The sequence below is a fragment of the Streptomyces sp. 184 genome (assembly GCF_045781775.1).
Classification (GTDB): Bacteria; Actinomycetota; Actinomycetes; order Streptomycetales; family Streptomycetaceae; genus Streptomyces.
The window spans coordinates 389,854-412,907 of sequence record NZ_CP123230.1 but is presented as its reverse complement, the minus strand read 5'-3'; the positions used below and the strand labels follow the sequence as shown (position 1 = coordinate 412,907).

The 23,054-nt window shown below is 74.9% G+C and carries 19 protein-coding genes; 9 read left to right on the top strand and 10 right to left on the bottom strand.

Features of this window, described 5'->3' with window-relative positions:
- Positions 1 to 123: 123 nt before the first annotated feature.
- The 4 genes from QBL21_RS01690 to QBL21_RS01675 form a co-directional block, all read right to left on the bottom strand.
- A complete protein-coding gene (locus QBL21_RS01690; RefSeq protein WP_407560170.1) occupies positions 124 to 2,262 on the bottom strand; it encodes an MMPL family transporter in 2,139 nt (712 codons plus the stop codon).
- A 232-nt stretch (positions 2,263 to 2,494) separates the two neighbouring features.
- Entirely contained in the window at positions 2,495 to 2,788 is a 294-nt protein-coding gene (locus QBL21_RS01685; RefSeq protein WP_407560169.1) for a hypothetical protein, read from the bottom strand.
- Complete coding sequence (locus QBL21_RS01680; protein WP_407560168.1) at positions 2,785 to 3,189, bottom strand: ArsR/SmtB family transcription factor; 405 nt, start codon at positions 3,187 to 3,189, stop codon at positions 2,785 to 2,787. The genes QBL21_RS01685 and QBL21_RS01680 overlap by 4 nt, the downstream gene beginning before the upstream one ends.
- 113 nt (positions 3,190 to 3,302) lie before the next feature.
- Positions 3,303 to 4,517, bottom strand: coding sequence for an MFS transporter (locus QBL21_RS01675; RefSeq protein ID WP_407560167.1), 1,215 nt, complete (start codon positions 4,515 to 4,517; stop codon positions 3,303 to 3,305).
- 121 nt (positions 4,518 to 4,638) lie between these two features.
- Here QBL21_RS01675 and QBL21_RS01670 point away from each other — a divergent pair, with 121 nt between their 5' ends.
- On the top strand, positions 4,639 to 5,238 hold the full coding sequence (locus tag QBL21_RS01670) for a TetR family transcriptional regulator (protein ID WP_407560166.1): 600 nt from the start codon (positions 4,639 to 4,641) through the stop codon (positions 5,236 to 5,238).
- Between the two features lie 65 nt (positions 5,239 to 5,303).
- Here QBL21_RS01670 and QBL21_RS01665 read toward each other — a convergent pair whose 3' ends face one another.
- Positions 5,304 to 5,807, bottom strand: coding sequence for a hypothetical protein (locus QBL21_RS01665; RefSeq protein ID WP_407560165.1), 504 nt, complete (start codon positions 5,805 to 5,807; stop codon positions 5,304 to 5,306).
- Positions 5,808 to 5,963: 156 nt separating this feature from the next.
- The gene (gene ilvD, locus QBL21_RS01660; protein ID WP_407560164.1) at positions 5,964 to 7,817 is read right to left on the bottom strand and encodes a dihydroxy-acid dehydratase; all 1,854 of its coding nucleotides are present in this window, start codon (positions 7,815 to 7,817) and stop codon (positions 5,964 to 5,966) included.
- A gap of 160 nt (positions 7,818 to 7,977) precedes the next feature.
- Here ilvD and radA point away from each other — a divergent pair, with 160 nt between their 5' ends.
- Positions 7,978 to 9,432 carry a DNA repair protein RadA gene (gene radA, locus QBL21_RS01655; protein ID WP_407560163.1) on the top strand — a complete coding sequence of 485 codons (1,455 nt, stop codon included), beginning with the start codon at positions 7,978 to 7,980 and terminating at the stop codon, positions 9,430 to 9,432.
- Between the two features lie 109 nt (positions 9,433 to 9,541).
- Positions 9,542 to 10,666: a DNA integrity scanning diadenylate cyclase DisA gene (disA, locus tag QBL21_RS01650; RefSeq protein ID WP_407560162.1), complete on the top strand. Its 1,125-nt coding sequence runs from the start codon at positions 9,542 to 9,544 to the stop codon at positions 10,664 to 10,666.
- A 207-nt stretch (positions 10,667 to 10,873) separates the two neighbouring features.
- On the opposite strand, the gene QBL21_RS01645 is transcribed toward disA, so the two are convergent.
- Positions 10,874 to 11,743 carry a hypothetical protein gene (locus QBL21_RS01645; RefSeq protein ID WP_407560161.1) on the bottom strand — a complete coding sequence of 290 codons (870 nt, stop codon included), beginning with the start codon at positions 11,741 to 11,743 and terminating at the stop codon, positions 10,874 to 10,876.
- Between the two features lie 128 nt (positions 11,744 to 11,871).
- On the opposite strand from QBL21_RS01645, the gene QBL21_RS01640 reads away from it, so the two are divergent.
- Together QBL21_RS01640 and QBL21_RS01635 are read left to right on the top strand one after the other, a co-directional pair.
- On the top strand, positions 11,872 to 12,450 hold the full coding sequence (locus QBL21_RS01640) for a phosphatase PAP2 family protein (RefSeq protein WP_407560160.1): 579 nt from the start codon (positions 11,872 to 11,874) through the stop codon (positions 12,448 to 12,450).
- Between the two features lie 73 nt (positions 12,451 to 12,523).
- Positions 12,524 to 14,365 carry a sigma-70 family RNA polymerase sigma factor gene (locus tag QBL21_RS01635; protein WP_407560158.1) on the top strand — a complete coding sequence of 614 codons (1,842 nt, stop codon included), beginning with the start codon at positions 12,524 to 12,526 and terminating at the stop codon, positions 14,363 to 14,365.
- 57 nt (positions 14,366 to 14,422) lie between these two features.
- Here the strand turns inward: QBL21_RS01635 and QBL21_RS01630 are convergent, their stop codons facing one another.
- Positions 14,423 to 15,325, bottom strand: coding sequence for a hypothetical protein (locus tag QBL21_RS01630; RefSeq protein ID WP_407560157.1), 903 nt, complete (start codon positions 15,323 to 15,325; stop codon positions 14,423 to 14,425).
- A 19-nt stretch (positions 15,326 to 15,344) separates the two neighbouring features.
- On the opposite strand from QBL21_RS01630, the gene QBL21_RS01625 reads away from it, so the two are divergent.
- From QBL21_RS01625 to QBL21_RS01615, 3 genes are all read left to right on the top strand, one after another.
- On the top strand, positions 15,345 to 16,271 hold the full coding sequence (locus tag QBL21_RS01625; RefSeq protein WP_407560156.1) for a Ppx/GppA family phosphatase: 927 nt from the start codon (positions 15,345 to 15,347) through the stop codon (positions 16,269 to 16,271).
- Between the two features lie 188 nt (positions 16,272 to 16,459).
- Entirely contained in the window at positions 16,460 to 17,329 is an 870-nt protein-coding gene (locus QBL21_RS01620; protein ID WP_407560155.1) for a sugar phosphate isomerase/epimerase family protein, read from the top strand.
- Positions 17,329 to 17,988, top strand: a complete 660-nt coding sequence (locus tag QBL21_RS01615) for a TetR family transcriptional regulator (RefSeq protein ID WP_407560154.1) — start codon at positions 17,329 to 17,331, stop codon at positions 17,986 to 17,988. Before QBL21_RS01620 ends, QBL21_RS01615 begins: the two co-directional genes overlap by 1 nt.
- A gap of 13 nt (positions 17,989 to 18,001) precedes the next feature.
- Here the strand turns inward: QBL21_RS01615 and QBL21_RS01610 are convergent, their stop codons facing one another.
- Both QBL21_RS01610 and QBL21_RS01605 read right to left on the bottom strand, forming a co-directional pair.
- A complete protein-coding gene (locus QBL21_RS01610) occupies positions 18,002 to 18,919 on the bottom strand; it encodes a phosphoribosylaminoimidazolesuccinocarboxamide synthase (RefSeq protein WP_407560153.1) in 918 nt (305 codons plus the stop codon).
- Between the two features lie 78 nt (positions 18,920 to 18,997).
- A complete protein-coding gene (locus tag QBL21_RS01605) occupies positions 18,998 to 20,146 on the bottom strand; it encodes an alkene reductase (RefSeq protein ID WP_407560152.1) in 1,149 nt (382 codons plus the stop codon).
- A gap of 111 nt (positions 20,147 to 20,257) precedes the next feature.
- On the opposite strand from QBL21_RS01605, the gene QBL21_RS01600 reads away from it, so the two are divergent.
- On the top strand, positions 20,258 to 23,041 hold the full coding sequence (locus QBL21_RS01600) for an AAA family ATPase (protein ID WP_407560151.1): 2,784 nt from the start codon (positions 20,258 to 20,260) through the stop codon (positions 23,039 to 23,041).
- The last annotated feature ends 13 nt before the right edge of the window (positions 23,042 to 23,054 follow it).

The following is a 23,054-nucleotide window of genomic DNA, read 5'->3' as shown; positions in this document are numbered from 1 at the left end:
GTCAAGGAGGGCGGGGGCACCCGGTGAGCCGGGTGCCCCCTCTTCTCGTACGAATGCGGCCCGTAGGGATGCGGCGCGTAGGGATGCGGCGCGCAGGAATGCGGCCCGTACGGACCGGGGCCCTCAGGCCCGTACGCGATCCGCCTCCGGCAGCGCGCCCTTCGCCTCCGCGGAAGCCGCCGCCCGCGCGGCCTCGCGGCGGAACAGCACGCCCGGCCACCACGTCCACCGCCCCAGGTCGAGCGCCAGCGCGGGGACCATGACCGTACGGACCAGGAACGTGTCCAGCAGCACGCCCACGCCGACCAGCACGCCCATCTGCGCCATCGTCACCAGCGGCAGCCCCGCGAAGACCGAGAACGTCGCGGCGAGCACGATGCCCGCGGACGTGATCACCCCGCCGGTCGACGTCAGGCCGGTGAGGACGCCCTTCGCGTGGCCGTGGACCGCGACCTCCTCCCTGACCCGCGTCATGAGGAAGATGTTGTAGTCGATGCCGAGCGCGGTCAGGAACACGAAGCCCATCAGGGGGATGGACCAGTCGACCGCGGCGAAGTCGAAGACGTGGTCGAAGAGCAGGTACGAGGCGCCCAGCGCGGCGATGTTCGACAGGACTGCGGTGGCGAGCAGCACCAGCGGGGCCACCAGCGCGCGCAGCAGTCCGATCAGCACCAGGAAGACCACCAGCAGCACGATCGGCACCACCACCCGCAGGTCGCGGTCCGCCGCCCGCTGGGTGTCCAGCGCCTCCGCCGTCGTGCCGCCGACCAGCGCGTCCGCGCCGTCGACCGCGCCCACGGCGGTGCGCAGGGCCTCGACGGTGTCCTTGGCCGCGTCGCTGTCGGGTTCGTCGTCGAGGGTGACGCGCAGGGCGGCCAGTTCGCCGTCGGGGGTCGTCTCGCCGTCCGCGACCGCCGCGACGCCGTCGACCCGCTCGACCGCCGCCCGTACGGCGTCCTTCGCGCCGGCGTTCGTCACGATGTCGGCCGGGTCGGAGGCACCGGAGGGGTAGTGCGCGGAGATGCGCTCCTGCGCGACGACCGACTCGGGCTCGTCCTGGAACAGCTCCGACTGCTTCAGCCCGAAGTCCATGCCGACGACGCCGAACGCGAGCACGGCGGTCACGCCCAGCGACATCAGCCACGACCGGCGCGGCCGGCGCGCCACCGCGGCGCCGATCCGGGACCACACCGTGCGGTGCCCGTGCGCGGGGGTGCCGTGGCGGGGCACGAACGGCCAGAAGACCCAGCGGCCGACGATCACCAGCAGCGCCGGCAGCACCGTGACCAGCGCGAGGAACGCGCACACCGCGCCGACCGCGCCGACCAGGCCGAGGGAGCGGGAGGAGCTGATGTCGGCGAAGTACAGGCAGGACAGGCCGACCGCGATGGTGGCGGCGGAGGCGAGGATCGCGGGGAAGCAGCGGCGCAGCGCCAGTTGCATGGCCTCGTGCCGGTCCTCGTGGCGGTGCAGCTCCTCGCGGTAGCGGGCGATGAGCAGCAGCGCGTAGTCCGTACCGACGCCGAAGACGAGGACCATCAGGATCCCGGCGGCCTGCGGGTCGACGGGCAGGGAGGCGTGCTTGGCGAGGAGGTACGTGGCCGCCTGGGTGAGGACGGCGGCGAAGCCGACGGCGAGCACGGGGAAGAGCCACAGGACCGGGCTGCGGTACGTGACGAGCAGCAGGACGGTGACGACGGCCAGGGTGGCGAGCATCAGCGTCGCGTCGAGCGAGTCGAAGACGGCGACGGAGTCGGCGAGGGAGGCCGCCGGGCCGCCCACCTCGACGTCCACGCCGGACGGGGCGCCGGCGGCGGCCACGTCGCGTACGGCCTCGATGGTGTCGCCGAGGTCGTCCTCGTCGGCGATGGGCACGACGGTCATCAGCGCGCCGCCGTCGTCGGAGGGCACGGGCGGGGCCACGCGCTCGCCCTCGGCGGCGTACGGCGCGAACTCCCGCACGTCGGCCGCCGCCTTCTGCCGGCCGGCCGCCGTCATCGCGCCGTCCGGCACGCTGTAGACGGCGACGGCGGGCATGATCTCGTCGTCGGGGTCGCCGCGGAACTTCTCCAGCTCCGTGTTCAGCTCGGCGGACTCGGCGCTGCGCGGCAGAAAGGCGTTGGGGCCGGTGTCCTCGACGTCGCCGAGCTTGCCGGCCAGCGGGCCGAGCGCGACGAGGAGGAGTATCCAGGCGGCCAGTACCAGCCATTTCGTTCGGCGCCCTCCGGGGGCAGCCACGAGCTGCTTGATCCGAGCGGACATGGGATGGTCTCCTTCAAGAGAAGTGGATCGGGCGCACGACTGGCCCGCACCGCGGCCGCTGTGGTTTGCCGACCAGGCCGTGGCGCGGAAGTGTGCCGGGGATTGCTTCGTCCTCGTACGGGCCGGAAGTTGCCGCTTCCGGCCCGTGCGCATGCTGCGTGTTCTGCTGGTGCCGCTCGAACTGCCCGTGCCGCTCGTGTTGCCCGTGCTGCTCGGGGAGCGGCGGCGGGAGCTATTCGATCTCGCGCATCATCCGCTCCATCGAGGTGATGGAGCGCCGCGCCTCGGTCAGCTCGTCGATGCTGCGGCGGTGCAGTTCGAGGTTGTCCTCAAGCAACTGCTGGTACTTGATGGTCAGCGCCCGGTACTGCTCCTCGCGGGCCGCGAGCATCTTCGCCCGCCAGGTGGCGGCGATCTGCCAGACCACCACGATCAGCAGCGCGAAGAACCCGGCGGCACCGACCGCGCCGACCACGGCACCGACCGTGTCGGCGCTGTCGGCGAGGTGCACCGTCTGCTCGTTCATGTGGCTTCCTCTTTCACCGTCTCGGGCTTCCCGGTGCCGGTCTGGTCCTTCCCGGGCGGCGCGCCTTCCGGCTCGCCGTCACCGTCGCCGATGGTGCGGGCGATCCCCCCGATCAGCTCGGGGGTCAGCTCGTACCGGAACGAGACCACCTCGTAGAACTTCATCGCCTTGCCGTCCTCGGACAGCTCCAGCGAGCCGGTGATCAGGCCCGCGGCCTCCAGCCGCTGCAAGTGCATGTGCAGCAGCGGGCGGCTCATGCCGATCTCGCGGGCCAGCCGGCTGACGTAGTTCCGGCCCTCGTGGAGCGCGGCGACGATCCGCAGGCGGTGCGGATTGCCGAGCGCGGCGAGAACCTTCAGCAGTTCGTCCCCGTTCGGGGCCGGAGCGGGCGTCCGTGCCATCTGCGGCCCCATTCGTGCGTCGGTGTGTAAGCCAAAGCTGACAGGTGTCACGAGCACCTGTCAAAGAGTACTGACACATGTCCGGGTCGCCTGGGGGTGACCCCGGGCAGGGCTCAGGGTTTCCCCTGAGAAGCCTGGCGGGAGGCCAGGGCGAACAGGGCGAGCGCCACACACTGCGCCGCCGCCGCGCCCGCCGGGAGCGCGCCGCTGCCGAGGGCGTCGAGCAGGACGCCGCCCACCGCGCCGCCGGCGGCGACGCCGAGGTAGACGGCGCTGCTGTTGAGCGCGAGGGCCTGGGCGCCGGCCGGGCCGGCGAGGCGCAGCAGCCGGGCGCTGGCGGCCGGCGGGATCCACCAGGCCGCCGCCGACCAGAGGAGGAGCAGCGGCACCACGAGCACCAGCGGCGCGGGCCGCAGCGGCCAGCACGCGACGAGCCCGAGCATCACGAACGCGAACGCACCGCAGCCCATCAGCAGCGCGCGCTCCGCGCCCCACCGGTCGGCGGCGGGGCCGCCGAGCTGGCTGCCCGCGATGCCGGCGAGGCCGGCCAGCACGAAGATCACGCCGAGGCCGGTGGGCCCGATGCCGGCGAGGTCGCGGAGGTAGACGGCCAGGTACGTGAGCAGCATCAGGTTGCCGAGTACGGCGACGGCGGTGGCGGCGAGGCCGACGAGCAGCGCGGGGCGGGCCAGCGGGGTCAGCCGGTCGGCCAGCCGCAGGGCCTCGCCGCGGGGCGGCTCGGGCAGGGTCGCGTACAGGGCGGCGAGGGAGGCGACGCCGAGGAGGCCGCCGAGGACGAACGCGCCCTGCCAGCCGGCGACCGCGCCCACCCACGTGCCCAGCGGCACGCCGAGCAGCAGCGACGTGGTCAGCCCGGCGAAGACCGTGCCCATGTAGCGGCCCTGCCGCTCCGGCGGGGCGAGGGCCGCGGCGGCGCCGAGCGCGCCGGGCACGACGACGGCGGCGGCGAGCGCGGCGACCACGCGCAGCGCCATGAGGAGCGGGAACGAGGAGACGAGCGGCATGGCGAAGTTCGCGGCAGCGAACATCGCAAGGGCGGCGGTGAACAGGGGGCGGCGGGGCCAGGTCGCGGTGACCACGGAGGCGACGGGGGCGGCGAGCGCGAGCACCAGGGAGAAGACGGTGACGAGCTGGCCGACCGCGGCTTCGGAGACGTCGAGGTCGTCGGCGATGCCGGGGAGCACTCCCGCGACGAGGTAGTCGTCGGTGGAGAATGTGAACGTCGTCAGCGTGAGCGCGATCAGCCAGCCCGGCAGGGAGCGGCGGAGGGGGGACGCGGTTGTCTGCGGGGCGGGATTCTCGTCCATGCCGTTAAGGTAACAGTCGTTACCCTAACGGCGTCCACCGGTTTCCGGTCGCCCGTACGCGGCCGTGCGCGCCCCTGTGCGTACGGCCGCGGGTGGCCGGGTGAGACGTGCCAGGAGTGCCATGCCCAGAACCGCCGACCCGGCCCGCAAGACCGCCCTGCTCGACTCGGTCGTCGACTACCTCGTGGACCACGGTCTCGCCACCCTGTCGATGCGGCCGCTGGCCAAGGAGCTGGGGCAGAGCACGCGCGTGCTCACGCACCACTTCGCCGACAAGGCCGACCTGCTGGCGGCCACGCTCACGCGGCTGGACGAGCGGCAGCGCGAGTGGCTGGCCCGGCTGCCGGGCGCGGACGGCGAGATGGGCATGGGCGAGGTCGTACGGGCCACGTGGGAGTACCACCTGACGCCCGAGCACCTGCCGCTCACCCGGCTCGTCCACGAGATCGAAGGGCTCGCCGCCGGCGACCGGCTCGGCGGCGCGACGTCGCGGCTGCTGGCGGACCGGGTGGAGTTCGTCGCGGGCTGGTTCCGCGACCGGGGCGTGCCGGCGGGGGCGGCGACGGACTACGCGACGCTGCTGAACGCGGCCTTCGCCGGGCTCCAGATCGACATGCTCAACACCGGCGACCGCGAGCGCACCACGGCGGCGGCGCACCGGCTGGCGGACCTGGCGGACGGCTGGGTCGCCGCGCACGCGGGGGCGCGGGAAGGGGCGTAGGAGGCGACGGGCGGCGACCGCGCACGCCTACGCGACCCGGCGGCCCGAAGTGCGCGGGCAGCGCGTCAGCGGCGCTTCTTACGCTTGCGCTTGGCCGGGTTGCCCGTACGGGACGAGCGCCGCCGCGCGTACCGCTCCAGCCGGTGCTCGTAGTCCTTGCGCAGCATGCCCTCGCCCGGCGCCTCGACGAAGCTGCGCACCGCATACGCCAGCAGCACCCCGACGAAGCCGATGACCCGGATCGGCCGCCACGAGCTGTCCGCGGGCCCGGCCTCGTGCGGGCGGCTGAAGCCGCCCAGGGTGCGGGTGAAGGCGAGCGAGGTGCACACCGCGAACGCGGCGATCATCAGCAGTTGGATGATGCCGCCGCCGTCGGCGAGCTGGAGGCCGTCGTACGAGACCTTCAGCAGGAACCCGCCGCCCACGGCCAGCGCGAGCGCCAGCACGGCGAGACCGGCGCGGCGCGCCCAGTAGCCGCCCGAGCGGTCGACCCAGGTGGTGCCGAAGAAGCGCAGGGGCTCGGGCAACGGCGCGTCGTCGGGGCTCTCGTGCCGGTTGTCGTCGCTCACGCACCGATTATCGCGGAGCCCTCCGCGGCGCTGCGCGGAGGGTTCCGGGCCGTACGGAACGGGCCCCGCGCAGCGCGGGGCCGGCCATGCTCGGCCCGCCGGCTAGCCCTTCGGCCCTCGGCCCTCGGCCCTCGGCCCTCTGCCGAGCCCGCCGGCTCAGCCCTCCAGCTTGGTGACGTCCCGCACCGCGCCCTTGTCGGCGCTGGTCGCCATCGCCGCGTAGGCCCGCAGGGCCGTGGACACCTTGCGCTCGCGGTTCTTCGGCGCGTACTTCCCGCCGAGGGCCGCGCGGCGCTCGGCGAGCGTCTGCTCGTCGACCCGCAGCTCGATGGTGCGGTTCGGGATGTCGATGCGGATCAGGTCGCCGTCCTCGACCAGCGCGATCGTGCCGCCCGCCGCCGCCTCCGGGGAGGCGTGGCCGATGGACAGGCCCGACGTGCCGCCGGAGAAGCGGCCGTCGGTGACCAGCGCGCACGCCTTGCCCAGCCCGCGGCCCTTCAGGAACGACGTCGGATACAGCATCTCCTGCATGCCGGGGCCGCCCTTGGGGCCCTCGTAGCGGATGACGACGACGTCGCCCTCCTTGATCTGCTTGCCGAGGATCTTGTCGCACGCCTCCTCCTGCGACTCGCAGACGACGGCGGGGCCCTCGAAGGTGAGGATGGAGGCATCCACGCCCGCGGTCTTCACCACGGCGCCGTTCTCGGCGATGTTGCCCTTCAGCACCGCCAGGCCGCCGTCCTTGGAGTACGCGTGCTCCAGGGAGCGGATGCAGCCGCCCTCGGCGTCGGTGTCCAGGGACTCCCAGCGCTCGGACTGCGAGAACGCCGTCGCCGACCGCACGCAGCCGGGCGCCGCGTGCCACAGCTCGACGGCCTCGGGCGACGGGGAGCCGCCGCGGACGTCCCACCGCTTGAGCCAGTCCGCGAGCGAGTCGGCGTGCACGGCGTGCACGTCCTCGTTGAGCAGGCCGGCGCGGTACAGCTCGCCGAGGATGGCGGGGATGCCGCCCGCGCGGTGCACGTCCTCCATGTAGTACGTCCCGCCGGGGGCGACGTTGGGCGCCACCTTGGCCAGGCACGGCACCCGGCGGGAGACGGCGTCGATGTCCGTCAGGCCGTAGTCGAGGCCGGCTTCCTGGGCGGCGGCCAGCAGGTGCAGGATCGTGTTGGTCGAGCCGCCCATGGCGATGTCGAGGGCCATGGCGTTCTCGAAGGCGCTGCGGCTCGCCACGTTGCGCGGGAGGACGGTCTCGTCGTCCTGCTCGTAGTAGCGCGTGGTCAGCTCGACGACCGTGCGGCCCGCGGCCTCGTACAGCGCCTTGCGGGCGGTGTGGGTGGCGAGCACCGAGCCGTTGCCCGGCAGGGAGAGGCCCATGGCCTCCGTCAGGCAGTTCATCGAGTTGGCGGTGAACATGCCGGAACAGGAGCCGCAGGTGGGACAGGCGTTCTCCTCGATGCGCAGCACGTCGGCGTCGGAGATGCCGTCGTTCGCCGCGTCCACCATGGCGTCGATCAGGTCGAGCTTGCGGACCGTGCCGTCCACGAGGGTGGCGCGGCCGGCCTCCATGGGGCCGCCGGAGACGAAGACCGTCGGGATGTTCAGCCGCAGGGCGGCCATCAGCATCCCGGGGGTGATCTTGTCGCAATTGGAGATGCAGACCAGGGCGTCGGCGCAGTGCGCCTCCACCATGTACTCCACGGAGTCGGCGATCAGGTCGCGCGAGGGCAGGCTGTAGAGCATCCCGCCGTGGCCCATGGCGATGCCGTCGTCAACGGCGATCGTGTCGAACTCGCGCGGCACCGCGCCGGCGGCCTTGACCGCCTCCGAGACGATGCGGCCGACGGGCGCCAGGTGCGTGTGGCCGGGGACGAACTCGGTGAAGCTGTTGGCGACCGCGACGACCGGCTTGCCGATGTCCTCGTTCGCTACGCCCGAGGCGCGCATGAGGGCGCGGGCACCCGCCATGTTGCGGCCGTGGGTGACGGTACGGGACCTCAGCGCGGGCATTTTTCCCTCCCGGGGAGCGGCACATCTGAGCTTCCGAGCCTACGCCCCCTGCCCACGGTCCGGACCGGTTGTCCACAGTCCGGACGGGCGCGCACCCCGCGCTCCACCCCGCCTGTGGACAACTCCCGGCGCTGTCAGCGCATCCCGCTACGTTAGGCGCATGGCAACCCGTAAGAGCGGCGGCAGGGACCGCCCCGCGTACCGCTGCTCCGAGTGCGGCTGGTCCACCGTGAAGTGGCTCGGCCGCTGCCCCGAGTGCCAGGCGTGGGGCACGGTCGAGGAGGTCGGCGCGCCCGCGGTCAAGACCACGGCCGCCGGCCGGGTCACGACGGCCGCGCTGCCCATCGCGCAGGTCGACGCCCGCCACGCGGAGGCCCGCACCACCGGCGTGCCGGAGCTGGACCGGGTGCTCGGCGGCGGGCTCGTGCCCGGCGCCGTGGTGCTGATGGCCGGCGAGCCCGGCGTGGGGAAGTCGACGCTGCTGCTCGACGTGGCCGCGAAGGCCGCGGTCGGCACGGACCGCACGCTGTACGTGACGGGAGAGGAGTCCGCCGGCCAGGTCCGGCTGCGCGCCGACCGCATCGGGGCGCTCAGCGACGGGCTGTACCTGGCCGCCGAGACCGACCTCGCGTCCGTCCTCGCCCACCTCGACGAGGTCAAGCCCGCCCTGCTCGTGCTCGACTCCGTGCAGACCGTCGCCTCCGGCGAGATCGACGGCGCCCCCGGCGGCATGGCACAGGTGCGGGAGGTGGCCGGCGCGCTGATCCGGGCCTCCAAGGAGCGCGGGATGGCCACGATCCTCGTGGGGCACGTGACGAAGGACGGCGCCATCGCCGGCCCCCGCCTGCTGGAGCACCTGGTGGACGTCGTGCTGCACATCGAGGGCGACCGGCACGCCCGGCTGCGGCTGGTCCGCGGCATGAAGAACAGGTACGGCGCGACCGACGAGGTCGGCTGCTTCGAGCTGCACGACGAGGGCATCATCGGGCTGGCCGACCCCAGCGGCCTGTTCCTGACCCGGCGGGACGAGCCCGTGCCCGGCACCTGTCTGACGGTGACCCTGGAGGGCCGCCGGCCCCTGGTCGCGGAGGTGCAGGCGCTGACGGTCGACTCGCAGATCCCCTCCCCCCGGCGCACCACGTCCGGTCTGGAGACCTCCCGGGTCTCGATGATGCTGGCCGTGCTGGAGCAGCGCGGCGACATCCGCGCGCTGTCCAAGCGGGACATCTACAGCGCCACCGTCGGCGGCGTGAAGCTCTCCGAGCCGGCCGCCGACCTGGCCGTCGCACTGGCTCTGGCCAGCGCCGCGACCGACACCCCGCTGCCGCAGAACCTGGTCGCGATCGGCGAAGTGGGCCTGGCCGGAGAGGTGCGGCGGGTGACGGGGGTCGCCCGGCGGCTGGCGGAGGCGGCCCGGCTGGGCTTTACTCAGGCCCTCGTGCCCGCGGACCCGGGCAAGGTCCCCTCAGGCATGAAAGTACGGGAAGTGGCGGACATAGGGGACGCGTTGCGCGCGCTGCCCGCCGGTCGGCGGCGCGCGGGCGGAGGACCCCGTGAGCCGGGTGGGGAGAGGGAGCGAAGGGAGTCCCGGCAGCCCGAGGAGGCGCGCCGGTAGACTTTGCCCCGGTCTCTTCCGTGCGGGGGAGCGCAGGGGGCTCGTGCGTGCGCCGCCGGCGCACGCGTAGAGCGCCGAAACGACGACCGGAGGATTCCGGAGGATTCCAGTGGCAGCAGGCGACCGGGCGGGCGCCCCGGGCAGAGCCGGCGGCAGTTCCGGTTCCGATGCCGCGGTGAGGGCCGCGCTGAGCGCGGTCGCGCCCGGCACGGGGCTGCGCGACGGCCTGGAACGGGTGCTGCGCGGCAACACGGGCGGGCTCATCGTGCTGGGCACGGACAAGATCATCGAGTCCATCTGCACCGGCGGCTTCGTGCTGGACGTCGAGTTCACGGCGACCCGGCTGCGGGAGCTGTGCAAGCTCGACGGCGCCGTGGTCCTCGACCGGGACATCACCCGGATCGAGCGCGCGGGCGTGCAGTTGCTCCCCGACGCCTCGATCCCCACCGAGGAGACCGGCACCCGCCACCGCACCGCGCAGCGGGTGTCCATCCAGAGCGGCTTCCCCGTCGTCTCCGTCAGCCAGTCGATGCGGCTCATCGCGCTGTACGTCGACGGCCAGCGGCGCGTGCTGGAGGACTCCGCCGCGATCCTCTCCCGGGCGAACCAGGCGCTGGCCACCCTGGAGCGGTACAAGCTCCGGCTGGACGAGGTCGCCGGCACGCTCTCCGCGCTGGAGATCGAGGACCTGGTGACGGTGCGGGACGTCTCCGCCGTCGCGCAGCGGCTGGAGATGGTGCGCCGGATCGCCACCGAGATCGCGGAGTACGTGGTCGAGCTGGGCACCGACGGCCGGCTGCTGTCCCTCCAGCTCGACGAGCTGATCGCGGGCGTCGAGCCGGAGCGCCAGCTCGTCGTGCGGGACTACGTCCCCGAGCGCACCGGCCGCCGCCCGCACACCGTGGACCGTGCGCTCACCGAGCTGGACCGGCTCGCCCACGGCGAGCTGCTCGAACTGCCCATCGTGGCCCGCGCGCTGGGCTACCCCGGCGTGCCCGAGACCCTGGACTCCGCGGTCTCTCCGCGCGGATACCGGCTGCTGGCCAAGGTGCCGCGCATCCCCAGCGCCGTCATCGACCGGCTCGTGGAGCACTTCGGCGGCCTCCAGAAGCTCCTCGCGGCCAGCGTGGACGACCTCCAGACGGTCGACGGCGTGGGCGAGGCGCGGGCCCGGTCGGTGCGCGAGGGGCTGTCGCGGCTGGCGGAGTCGTCGATCCTGGAGCGCTACGTCTGACGCGGTCGGCGCGGCGCCGGGAGGCGGGGCGCCGCGGGTCGGGCGCGCCGCGCGGGGCGTCAACGCCCCGTAGCCGGGTGCCTTTTGGGGACGTACGGCGTCAACGCCCCGCGCCCGCCTGCCGCGTGCCGGCGTACGGCGTCAACGTCCCGGTCGCGGGCACCGCACGGGACGTACGTCCGACAGCGTCCCGTGCGCGGGCGTCGGTTACGCCTTCTCCAGCACGAACGGCGCCGTGGCCGTCGCGAAGCCGTCCGCGGTGACCTCGGCCTCGTAGCTCCCGGCCCCCGCGGTGTCCGCCTTCGGCGTGGCGCAGCCCGGCCGGCTCGCCCGCGTGTCCCACTCGTACGTCCGCGAGACCTCGCTGCCCGCCGGCACAGCCAGCAGGATCGGGTCGTTCGTCCACGGGCAGTCGTCCGACGCCCACCAGCGGCTCTCCGAGCCGGTCGCCGTCGAGATCGTCAGCACCGTCGAGGTCGGCGAGAAGTCCAGCTTGCAGTCCTTGCCACCGGAGTTGACCGCGGTCAGCTCGAACACCGGCCGCTTGCCGGGCGCGTACGAGCGCTCCTCGCTGCGCAGCGTCAGCTCGACGTCGTCCGCGTCGCACGCGGCCATCGAGGAGCCGGCCGGCACGCCGTCCGAGCCCACCCCGAAGCCGCCGCCCGCGGAGCCCGAACCGCCCCCGGAGCCGGTCGTGTCGGCGCCGCCGGCGGAGCCGCCGTCCTCGCCGCCGCCGGAGCCGTCGCCCCCGTCGGTGCCGCCGGAGCCGTCCGAGCCCTCGGAGCCGCCCGAGCCGCCGCCGTCCTCGCCGGAGTCGTTCGAGCCGCCGGAGCCGCCGCCCGTCTCGTCACGTCCGCCGGGTCGCTCGTCGATCACCGTCGAATCGTCCGTCGGCCCCGGCGTGATCGACTCCGCCGGGTTCTTGCCCTCGTTGGCGGTCTTCTCGCCGTCGCCGCCGAGGTTGACGACCAGGATGGCGAAGATCGCGAGGACGGCGAGCAGGCCGAGCAGGACTGCGCGGCGCCGCCAGTAGATGGAGGACGGCAACGGACCGACAGGACGGCGGAAAGATCCCACGCGGAAACCTTACGAGACTTGGGGCTGCAAGGCGGTCCCGTACCCGCCGCGCAGTCTGACTTTCGTCAGGGGAGCGTACTGACTTTCGCCGGAAGTGGTGAACCGAACACGCTTCGTACCGTCCCGGCATGAACGACGAGCTGTACCGGGACGTCACCTCCCTCGCCCGCCGCACTCCCGACTGGCTGCACGCCCTCGCCGAGTACGGCACGGACGCCGGCCTGCTGTTGCTGGCCGCGCTCTTCGCCGCCGCGTGGTGGGCGGCGCCGCGCCGCGCGCCGGTGGTCGCGGGCGCGGCGGGCACCGTGGCGGCGTACGGGCTGAGCGAGTTGCTGAAGGTGTGGGTGGAGCGGGAGCGGCCCTGCCGGGCGGTGCGCGGGGCGGCGGAGCCGCTGGCCGAGTGCCCGCCGCCGGGCGACTGGTCGTTCCCCAGCAACCACGCGACGATCGCCGGCGCCGCGGCCGTCGCGCTGGCGGTGGCGTGGCCGCGGATCACGGCGTGGGTGCTGCCGTTCGGCGTGCTGCTGGCGGTGTCGCGGGTCTTCGTCGGCGTGCACTACCCGCTCGACGCGGCGGCGGGCCTCGCGCTGGGCGCGGCGGTCGCGGCGCCCTGCGCGGCCTTCGCGCGCATACGGGCCGGGGGTACCGGACGACGCCGCCGGCGGGCTGCGGGCACTCCTGGGGGGACAACGTCCCCCATTGAGTGACAACGTCACCCGTGGGGGTGAGAAGCGCCCAACCACCCCGGTCCGTACGCGACTATGCGCCTAGGTTCGCGGGGTGACGAGCAGCCCCGACCCCGAACCCGCCCGGCAGCCGCCGCCACAGCGCCCGCCCGAGCAGTACGAGCCCTATCTGGACGGCCTGTTCACGTACTGCATGTCGGTGCTGTGCGACCACGACGACGCCGTCGCCGCCCTCGGCGACGTGCTCGCGATCGCCGAACGCCAGCCGCGGCGGCGGCCCGCGACACCCGCCGAGTGGCGGCCCTGGCTGTACTCGCTGGCCCGCTGGGCCTGTGTGCGCCGCATGGACCGGAAGCCGGCGCAGCGGTCCGCGCACCGGCCGGGGCAGCGGCCGGCGCACCGGCCCACGCAGAAGCGGCCCGCCGAGGAGAGGCGATCCGGCACCGCCGCGGAGCAGGCGCCGGGGCAGGTGCCGGAGCCGATGCCCGCATCGGAGCCGGAGCCCGAGCCGGTGTCGGAGGCCGCCGCCCACCGGCGCCGCCGCGAACTGGCCGCGCTCGCCTGGCCGGAGGCCGCCGGCACGACCCCCGAGCAGCGCGAGGCGCTGGAGCTGGCCGTACGGCACCGGCTGCCCGCCGAGGAGGTCGCCACCGTGCTCGGCCAGCACCCGGACGCCGCCCGCGTGCTGCTGTCCACCGCCGCCGCCGAGGTCGAGCGGACCCGCGCCGCGCTCGCCGTCGTCGACCAGCACGGCTGTCCCGCCATCGCCCGGCTCGCCGGCGACAGCCGGCTGTTCCTCAGCGCCGCCCTCAGCCGCGAGCTGGTCCGGCACGTGGACGACTGCGCCGACTGCCGCCGCGCCGCCGAGCGCGCCGGCGCCGGCTGGGCCTGGCCCGGCACGCTGCGCGCCGCGCGCCCCGAGGGACCGCTGCCGGTGCTGCGGGCGCCCCGCGCATCGGCGTACACGGCGATGCTGCGCGCCCAGCGCACCCGCTTCGCGCACCCGCCGCGCTTCGACCGCCGCGGCTACCCCCGCGACCCCCGGCACCGCGCCGCCCGCCGCGGCCGGCTGCGCTCCCGGGCGGTGACGTCGACCGTCGTGGCGACCGTCATCGCGGCGCCGGTGCTGGCGCTGTGGGCCGCGAACCGCGGCGGGCCGGGGGCCGGCGAGGCGCAGCCCGGCTGGCCGCCGCCGAGCGCGGGCGCGGACGAGCCGGAGGAGCTGGACGGGCGGCCGGTGGAGAAGGCCGGCAGCGCGCACGACGACCCCTCGCCGCGGTCGTCCGACCACGGCGGCAACCGGCCGGACGTCTCGGTCGAGGTCGTCGACCGCGGCGGGGCGACCCCGGGCCGGCCGGGGGTGGGGCCGGGGCGGCTGACGGTGGAGGCGTGGCCGAGCGGCGAGACCACGTACCTGCGGCTGCGGGCGTCCGGCGGCGCGCCGGTCGACTGGCGGCTCGGGACGGACGCGCCGTGGCTGCGGTTCAGCGCCACGTACGGGACGCTGCGGCCCGGCGAGGCGACGACGGTCGCGGTGGTGGTCGCGGAGGCGAGCGAGCCGCGGGGCGGCTGGCAGGCGCGGGTGTACGTGACGCCGGGCGGGGCGGCGGTCCTGATCAGCGGCGCGGGCAGTGGAACGGACAGCGGCACCGGCAGCGGTACGGGCACGGGCCGTACGGCGCCGGGCCCGGCGCGCCCTCCGACGCCGAACCCGCCGAAATCGCCCTCCCCGCCGCCCTCGCCGTCACCTTCCGGCCCGGCCCCGTCGCCGTCGGATCCGGATCCGGATCCGGACCCGTCACCGTCCGACCCCGGCCCCGGCCCGTCGGACCCCGACCCGTCGCCCCCGGAGCCGCCGCCGAGCACGCCCGCCCCGCCCGCGAGTCCGGCCTCGTCGTCCCCGCCCCCGGCGGGGGTACCGTCCCCCGCGGGCTGACGGCCCCGGCGGGCCGCCGTGGGGCGGCGGACGCCACGGGGCCCGCCGCCCGCCCGCTCAGTCCGCCGGGTGGGGGGCCGGGAGGGCTCCGTGCGGGGCGGCCCGGAGGCGTTGCTCGCACAGCTCCGACAGGCGTGCGTACGCCTTCTCGCCCATCAGCTCCACCAGCTCCGGCCGGTACGACACGTACACCGGCCGGCCGCCGCCGTGTGCGGACGGCGCCGACGTGCACCACCAGTGCAGGTCGTGGCCGCCGGGGCCCCAGCCGCGGCGGTCGTACTCGCCGATGGAGACCACCAGCACCTTCGTGTCGTCCGGCCGTGTGACCCACTCGTAGGACCGGCGCAGCGGCAGTTGCCAGCAGACGTCCGGCTTGGTCTCCAGCGGCTCGCGGCCCTCGCCCAGCGCCAGCAGGTGCAGCGCGCAGCCCGTGCCGCCGGCGAAGCCGGCGCGGTTGTGGAAGACGCAGGCGCCGTCCACGCGGCGCGTCTTGCGTTCGCCGTCCTCGTCGGTCTCGATCCAGCCGTCCCGGCCGCGGCCCTCCGCGTGGTACTGCCACAGCTCGGGCGTGAGCCGCCGGACGTGCCGGGCGACCCGCTTCTCGTCGTCCTTGTCGGAGAAGTGCGCGCCCAGCGTGCAGCAGCCGTCGTCGGGGCCCGCGGCGTCGATGCCCTGGCAGCCGCGGCCGAAGATGCACGACCAGCGTGACGTCAGCCACGTCAGGTCGCAGCGGAAGACCTGTTCGTCGTCGGCGGGGTCCGGAAACTCCACCCAGGCGCGCGCGAAGTCGAGCCCGACCTCCTCCGCCCGAGCGGGGGCCGGCGCCGCGTCCTCGCGTACGGCGCCGTCCCGCACGGCGCCCTCGCGCACGGCCTTCTCGCGTACGACGCCCGAACCGGCTTGCGTTTTGCCCTGTTTCTTCCTCTTGCTCACGGGACCCAGCGTACGGCCGTGCGGCAAGGCGCTAGCGTTTCCCGTTATGCGACTCGGCGTTCTGGATGTGGGTTCGAACACGGTGCACCTGCTGGTGGTGGACGCGCACCCCGGTGCCCGGCCGCTGCCCGCGTACTCGCACAAGGCTGAGCTGCGGCTCGCCGAACTCCTCGACGAGGAGGGTGCGATCGCCGACGACGGGGTGGAGCGGCTGATCGCCACGATTCACGAGGCGGTGCAGGTTTCGGAGGACAAGGGCGCAGAAGACGTGCTCCCGTTCGCCACCTCCGCGGTCCGCGAGGCGGCCAACGCCGAGGCCGTGCTCGCGCGCGTCGCCGACGAGACCGGGGTCAAGCTGACCGTCCTGACCGGCGAGGAGGAGGCGCGGCTGACGTTCCTGGCCGCGCGCCGCTGGTTCGGCTGGTCGGCCGGGAAACTGCTGGTCCTGGACATCGGCGGCGGGTCGCTGGAGATCGCGTACGGGATCGATGAGGACCCCGACAAGGCGGTCTCGCTGCCGCTGGGGGCCGGCCGGCTGACGACGTCCTGGCTGCCGGGCGACCCGCCCGACCCCGACGACGTACGGGCGCTGCGGCGGTACGTGCGCGCGCAGATCGCCCGGGTCGTCAGCGAGTTCAGCCGGCTCGGTGAGCCGGATCACGTGGTGGCGACGTCCAAGACGTACCGGCAGCTCGCGCGGATCGCGGGCGCGGCGCGCTCGGCGGAGGGGCTGTACACGCACCGGTCGCTGTCGGCGAAGGCGCTGGAGGAGTGGGTGCCGCGGCTGGCCACGATGGCGTCGGCGGAGCGGGCGGAGCTGCCGGGGGTGTCGGAGGGCAGGGCGCGGCAGTTGCTCGCGGGGGCACTGGTGGCGGAGGGGGCGATGGACCTGTTCGGGGTGGACACGGTGGAGATCTGCCCGTGGGCGCTGCGCGAAGGGGTCATCCTGAAGCGGCTGGACCAGTTGCCGTGACGAGGCCGGACGCGCGGGAGGCCGCGTACGCTGTCTCCGTGGCAGGAGCATCCCGTTACCGGACCGACGAGCATGATGAAACCGGCAAGACCGGCAAAACGGACGGGCGCGGCACGGCCGGTGAGACCGGGGCCGGGACCGGGTCCGGGACGGAGACCAGGACCGGGGCCCGTACCGGAACCGGCACCATGACCGACGCCGAGAGCGGCGCCGGCGGCGACGCCGAGCCCCGCGGCGACGCCCGCGGGGTCCGGGTGCCGGACGCGCGGGTCACCCTGTCCACCGCGTCCGTCTACCCCGAGCCGACCGCGACCGCCTTCGAGACCGCCGCCCGCCTCGGCTACGACGGCGTGGAGGTCATGGTCTGGACCGACCCCGTCAGCCAGGACATCGAGGCGCTGCGCCGGCTCTCCGACCACCACGGCGTGCCGGTGCTCGCCATCCACGCGCCGTGCCTGCTGATCACGCAGCGCGTGTGGTCGCGGGACCCGTGGGAGAAGCTGCGGCGGGCGCGGTCGGCCGCCGAGCGACTGGGCGCCGAGACCGTGGTCGTGCACCCGCCGTTCCGCTGGCAGCGCAACTACGCGCGCGACTTCGTCCGCGGCATCTGGCGCATGGCCGACGAGACCGCGGTGCAGTTCGCGGTGGAGAACATGTACCCCTGGCGCTACCGCGAGAAGGAGATGCTCGCGTACGCGCCCGACTGGGACGTCACCAACGAGGACTACCGCCACCACACCCTGGACCTCTCGCACACCGCCACCGCCCGCAACGACGCGCTGGAGATGGCCGACCGCATGGGCGACCGGCTGTGCCACGTGCACCTGGCCGACGGCTCCGGCTCCGGCAAGGACGAGCACCTGGTGCCCGGGCGCGGCAACCAGCCGTGCGCCGGGATGCTGGAGCGGCTGGCGGCGCGCGGGTTCGGCGGGCAGGTCGTGGTGGAGATCAACACCCGGCGGGCGATGTCCGCCGCGGAGCGCGAGTCGGACCTCGCGGAGTCGCTGGCGTTCACCCGGCTCAACCTCGCGGCGCCGGTCCCGCGCGGCGCGTCGTGATGAGGCCGAAGAGGGCGGGGGACGACCCTCCGAAACGGGGCCGGGGCCGGCCCCGGCGCGGCGCCGTCGAGGACGGGCCCGGCACCCGGGACCGGATCCTGGCGACGGCCCGCTCCGAGTTCGCCGAGCACGGCTACGACAAGACCTCCATCCGCGGCATCGCCAAGTCCGCGGGCGTCGACCCGGCGCTCGTCCACCACTACTTCGGCACCAAGGAGCAGGTCTTCGAGGCGGCGCTCGAAGTCACCTTCGCGCCCGCGATGGCGGTGCCGGACCTCGTCCTCGCCGGCCCGATGGACGGCGCGGGCGAGCGCATGACCCGTTTCTTCTTCGGCGTCTGGGAGAACCGGCTCTCCCGCGAGCCTTTACTCGCCGTCATCCGCTCCGCGGTCAGCAACGAGACGGCCGCCGCGATCTTCCGCCGCATCGTCACGCGCAACCTGCTGCACCGGATCACGCCGTCGCTGCCCGGTCCCGACGGCGAGATGCGGGCGGAGCTGGCGGTGGCGCAGCTCGTGGGGACGGCGATGCTGCGCTACATCGTCAAGCTCGAACCGATGGCCTCGGCGGACCCGGAGGAGCTGATCGGCAAGCTGGCGCCGATCGTGCAGTACCACCTGACGGGCGCGCCGCCCTCGCCGCAGCCCGCGGCGGGCTGAGCGCCCTCCGGGCTCAGTCCTCCCAGCGCTCCCCCGTCAGCCGCTCGTACGCCTCCACGTACTTGGCGCGCGTACGTGCCACGACCTCCGCCGGCAGCTCCGGCGGCGGCGCGTCGCCGTGCCGGTCCCAGCCGGACTCGCCGGACGTCAGCCAGTCGCGTACGTACTGCTTGTCGAACGCCGGCTGCGGCCGGCCCGGCAGCCAGTCGTCGATGGCCCAGAAGCGCGACGAGTCCGGCGTCAGCACCTCGTCGGCGAGGACCATCTCGCCCTCGCCGACCGCGTCGCCGGTGTAGCCGAACTCGAACTTGGTGTCCGCCAGGATCAGCCCCCGCTTGCGGGCGATGTCCCGCCCGCGCCCGTACACCTTCAGCGTCACCCGGCGCAGCTCCGCCGCGACGAGCGGGCCGACCCGGCGGACGACCTCCTCGTACGTGACGTTCTCGTCGTGCTCCCCCACCTCCGCCTTCGTCGCCGGCGTGAACACGGGCGCGGGCAGCGCGGAGGCGTCGGCCAGCCCCGGCGGCAGGTCGACGCCGCAGACCGAGCCGGACTCGGCATACTCCGCGAGCCCCGAGCCGGCCAGGTAGCCGCGCGCCACGCACTCCACCGGCACCATCCGCAGCGGGCGGCACACCAGGACGCGCCCCGCCCAGGCGGCGGGGGCGCCCTCGGGCACCTCCGAGGAGAGCACGTGGTGCGGCACGATGTCGGCGATCCGGTCGAACCACCACAGCGACAGCCGGGTCAGGATCCGGCCCTTGTCGGGGATCTCGGTGGGGAGGACCCAGTCGTACGCGGAGATCCGGTCGCTGGCCACCATCACCAGCCGGCCCTCGGCGTCCTCGTACAGGTCGCGGACCTTGCCCGTGTGCAGATGCACGAGGCCGGGCACTTGGACGGGCTGGGGCTTCTCCACGAAACCGGTCACGAAATCCTCCGGGGTTTGCCGATGCGACAGTCGAATTGTCTCGCATCGCCGCCCCGGCGCCCCGACCAGGCGGTCGGCTCAGCCGGCGGCGGTGGCCGCCGGCGGCGCGACCGCTGCCTCCCGCGGCGCAAGCGCTGCCTCCTGCGGCGCAAGCGCCGGGTAATCGGTGTATCCGCGGTGGTCGCCGCCGTAGTACGTCGCCTCCTCGGCCTCGTTGTACGGACCGCCGGCCCGTGCCCGCGCGAGCAGGTCGGGGTTGGCCAGCCAGCGTGCGCCCAGCGCCACGACGTCCGCCGTGCCCGCGGCGACCAGGCGCGCCGCATCCTCGACCGGGTCGCCGCCGCCGTGGTGCGCGGAGTTCAGCATCAGCGGGCCCGCCCAGCCGCGGCGCACCTGCTCGGTCACGTCGCGCAGCCCCGGGTGGGCCTCCAGGGTGTGCAGGTAGGCCAGCGGATACGGGGCGAGCGCCGCGAGCAGCGCCGCGTACAGCTCGGCCGTGTCGGTCTCGGCGACGCCGTTGGCGTCGTTGCCGGGCGAGATGCGCAGCGCGGTGCGCTCCGCACCGATCGCCTCGCTGACCGCCCGTACCGTCTCGACGGCGAAGCGGACCCGGTTCTCCGCCGGGCCGCCGTAGTCGTCGGTGCGGCGGTTGGAGTTGCCGGAGAGGAACTGGTGGATGAGGTAGCCGTTGGCGCCGTGCAGTTCGACGCCGTCGAAGCCCGCCTCCACCGCGTTGCGCGCGCCGGCCGCGAAGTCCCGGACGATACCGCCGATGTCGTCGGCGGTCAGCTCGCGGGGCACCGGGTGCGGCAGCAGCCCCTGGTCGTCGGTGAACAGCGACTCGCCGGACGCGACGGCCGACGGCGCCTCCGGAAGCCCGCCGTCCGGATACAGGTAGGGGTGCCCGACACGGCCGGTGTGCAGCAGTTGCAGGAAGATCCGGCCCCCCGCCGCGTGTACCCGGTCGGTCACCTTCCGCCAGGCGGCGACCTGCTCCGCGGTGTGGATGCCGGGCGTCTGGATGTAGCCCTGGCCGCGCACGCGGGGCTGGGTGCCCTCGGTGACGATCAGCGCGGCGGTGGCCCGCTGCTCGTAGTACTCGGCGGTCAGCTCCGACACCAGCCCGCTGCCGGCGGTGGCGCGGGAGCGGGTCATCGGGGCCATCGCCAGCCGGTGCGGGAGGTCGAGGCGGCCGATCCGTACGGGTTCGAAGAGGGTGTTCGTCATGCGTCGAACGTACGAAGCGGGGAATGCCCGCCGGATCCGTAGCGCTTCGGTAGTCGCATACGTAAACCGCCGTCCGCGGCGCCGCCGACCCACCCACGTAGGTGCTGACTGGTGAATCTGTACGGGCGTCAGAAAGAGCTGGCCGGACTCGACGCGCTGATCGGCGCCGCCGCGGACGGCCGCGGGCAGAGCCTCGTGCTGCGCGGCGAGGCGGGCATCGGCAAGTCGTCGCTGCTCGCGTACGCCGAGGACGCGGCGCGGCGGCGCGGGTTCACCGTGCTGCGCGCCGTCGGCTGGGAGGCCGAGCGGGCGCTCGCGTTCGCCGCGCTGCACCAGTTGCTGCGGCCCGTGCTCGACCGCGTCGGCAAGCTGCCGCAGCCGCAGGCGGACGCGCTGGGCGCCGCGGTCGGCACCGGTGCCGCCGAGGGGCACGACCGGTTCCGCGTCGGGCTGGCGGTGCTGTCGCTGCTCGCCGAGGTGGCCGAGGACGCGCCGGTGCTCTGCCTGGTGGACGACGCGCAGTGGATCGACGCACCGTCCGCCGACGCGCTGCTGTTCGCCGCCCGCCGCCTCGGCGTCGAGCGCGTCGCGCTGCTCTTCGCCGCGCGCACCGCGCAGCCGGACGGCGACGCCGGCTTCCCCGCCGCCGGGCTGCCGCAGTTGCCGCTCTCCCGGCTCGGCCGCGACGACGCGCTGGCCCTGCTCGCGGGCCTCGACGTGCCCGCGGCGGTACGCAACCGGGTGCTGGAGGAGTCCCTCGGAAACCCGCTCGCGCTGCGCGAGTTCGGCGCCGCGGGACCCGCCGCCGACGGCCGGCAGCCGAGCCCCGGGCACCCGCTGCCGGCCGCCGAGCGGGTGCTCGCCGCGTACCGCGGCCGGGTGCTGGAGCTGCCGGAGCGGACCCGGCTGATGCTGCTCATCGCCGCCTCCGACGCGCGCAGCACCCTGCGGTACGTGCTGGCCGCCGCGGCGCGGCTGGACGTCGGGCTCGCGGACCTGGCGGCGGCGGAGCAGCGGGGGCTGGTGGCCGTGGTCGGGGAGTTCGTCGAGTTCCGCCACCCCCTGATCCGTACCGCCGCCTACACCGCCGCCCCGCTCGCCACCCGCATCGCCGTGCACGAGGCGCTGGCCGCCAGCTCCGGCGACCCCGACTGCCGCACCCGGCACCTGGCGTCGGCCGCCACGGGGCCGGACGAGGCGGTCGCCGCCGGACTGGAGGCCGGCGCGCGGCGCGCCATGACCCGCGGCGGCCCGGCCGCGGCGGCGGAGACGTACGCCGAGGCCGCCCGGCTCACCCCGGAGACGGAGCCGCGGGTGCGCCGGCTGACGGCGGCGGCGTGGGCCGCGCAGCAGGCCGGGCACGCGGAGCAGGCGGCGGAGCTGGCGGAGGAGGCGTACGGGCAGACGGCAGACGCGAACCTGCGGGCCGAGCTGGCGTACATCCGCTCCTTCTGGCTCTTCGAGAAGGACGCCGCCGCCGAGGCCGCGGCCTTGCTCCTCGCGCACGCGCCCGACTCCCTCGCCCACGGCCCGACCATGACGCGCACGGCGGCCACCTACGCCTGGCTCGGCGGCGACGTCGCGGCCGTGCACCGGGCCGCGACGCTGCTCGGCCGGCGCGGGGGCGGCGACGGCCGGGACCGGTCCGTGCGCGGCCTGGCACACCTCGCGGAAGACGACTTCGCCCGCGGCCTGCCGCTGCTCACGGAGCTGCTGACGGACGCGCCGACCGGCTCCCCGGCCCGGCTCCAGGCCATCTCCGCCGGCTCGCACCTCGCCGACGCCACGCAACTCCCGCTGGTCGCCGAGGAGATCGACCTCGCCCGCCGGGAAGGTCTCATCGGCCGGCTGCCGTACCTGCTGCACGTGCTCGCCCGGCACCAGATCTACGCCGGGAACCACCGCGAGGCCGAGGCCACCGTCGCCGAAGCCGCCACCATCGCCCGCGACACGGGCCTCCAGGCGCGCGTCGGCCGCCTGAACAACCTCCTCGCCCGCATACCCGCGATCGAGGGCGACGAAGACCGTGTACGGTCCCTGGCCACGCCGGCGATGACCGCGGGCGGGGCGTACGGCGCCACCGCCCTGGCCCTCCTCGACCTCGGCCTCGGCCGGCACGAGGACGTGCTGAACCGGCTGGCGGAGGCCCGCGTCGGGGTGGCCCGTTACAGCGCGGCGCTGCTGTTCGCGACGGCGGACGAGGTGGAGGCGGCGGTGCGGCTGGGGACGCCGGAGCGCGCCGCGGCGCCGGCCCGCCGCTTCGCGGCGTGGGCGGCGGCGAGCGGGCAGCCGTGGGCACGGGCGGTGGCGCTGCGCAACGCGGCGCTGCTGGCGGAGGCGCCGGGCGGACAGGCGCCGGGCGGACAGGCGGGCGGCCAGGCGGACCGGGAGGCGGGCGGCGGGTCTCCCGGTGCGGCGACGGCGGGCCGCGTGGAGGGGGCGTACGCCGAGGCGGTACGGCTCCACGCGGAACCGGCCGGCCGCCCCTTCGAACAGGCCCGCACCGAGCTGCTGTTCGGCGAACACCTCCGCCGCGCACGCCGCCGTACGGAGGCCCGCACCCACCTCCGTACCGCACTCGCGCTCTTCGACTCCCTGGCCGCCGCCCCCTGGTCGGACCGCACCCGCGCGGAACTCCGCGCGGCCGGCGAAGTCCAGGCGACGGCCCGCGCCACGGCCCCGGACCCGGCGGACCGGCTGACGCCCCAGGAACTCCAGGTCGTCCGCCTGGCGGCGGACGGCACCAGCAGCCGCGACATCGCGGCCCGGCTGTTCCTCTCCCCCCGCACGGTGGAGTACCACCTGTACAAGGCGTACCCGAAGCTGGGCGTCACCTCCCGCCGCGAACTCCCCGCGGCGCTGGCGTCGATGAAGCCGAGGAAACCCGTGGAGTAGCGCGGAGCGCCGA

Excerpts from the sequence above, each read along its gene's own strand:
- QBL21_RS01690 (WP_407560170.1), bottom strand. The coding sequence starts at position 2,262 with ATGTCCGCTCGGATCAAGCAGCTCGTGGCTGCCCCCGGAGGGCGCCGA.
- QBL21_RS01685 (WP_407560169.1), bottom strand. The coding sequence starts at position 2,788 with ATGAACGAGCAGACGGTGCACCTCGCCGACAGCGCCGACACGGTCGGT.
- QBL21_RS01680 (WP_407560168.1), bottom strand. The coding sequence starts at position 3,189 with ATGGCACGGACGCCCGCTCCGGCCCCGAACGGGGACGAACTGCTGAAG.
- QBL21_RS01675 (WP_407560167.1), bottom strand. The coding sequence starts at position 4,517 with ATGGACGAGAATCCCGCCCCGCAGACAACCGCGTCCCCCCTCCGCCGC.
- QBL21_RS01670 (WP_407560166.1), top strand. The coding sequence starts at position 4,639 with ATGCCCAGAACCGCCGACCCGGCCCGCAAGACCGCCCTGCTCGACTCG.
- ilvD (WP_407560164.1), bottom strand. The coding sequence starts at position 7,817 with ATGCCCGCGCTGAGGTCCCGTACCGTCACCCACGGCCGCAACATGGCG.
- radA (WP_407560163.1), top strand. The coding sequence starts at position 7,978 with ATGGCAACCCGTAAGAGCGGCGGCAGGGACCGCCCCGCGTACCGCTGC.
- QBL21_RS01640 (WP_407560160.1), top strand. The coding sequence starts at position 11,872 with ATGAACGACGAGCTGTACCGGGACGTCACCTCCCTCGCCCGCCGCACT.
- QBL21_RS01625 (WP_407560156.1), top strand. The coding sequence starts at position 15,345 with ATGCGACTCGGCGTTCTGGATGTGGGTTCGAACACGGTGCACCTGCTG.
- QBL21_RS01620 (WP_407560155.1), top strand. The coding sequence starts at position 16,460 with ATGACCGACGCCGAGAGCGGCGCCGGCGGCGACGCCGAGCCCCGCGGC.
- QBL21_RS01615 (WP_407560154.1), top strand. The coding sequence starts at position 17,329 with ATGAGGCCGAAGAGGGCGGGGGACGACCCTCCGAAACGGGGCCGGGGC.
- QBL21_RS01605 (WP_407560152.1), bottom strand. The coding sequence starts at position 20,146 with ATGACGAACACCCTCTTCGAACCCGTACGGATCGGCCGCCTCGACCTC.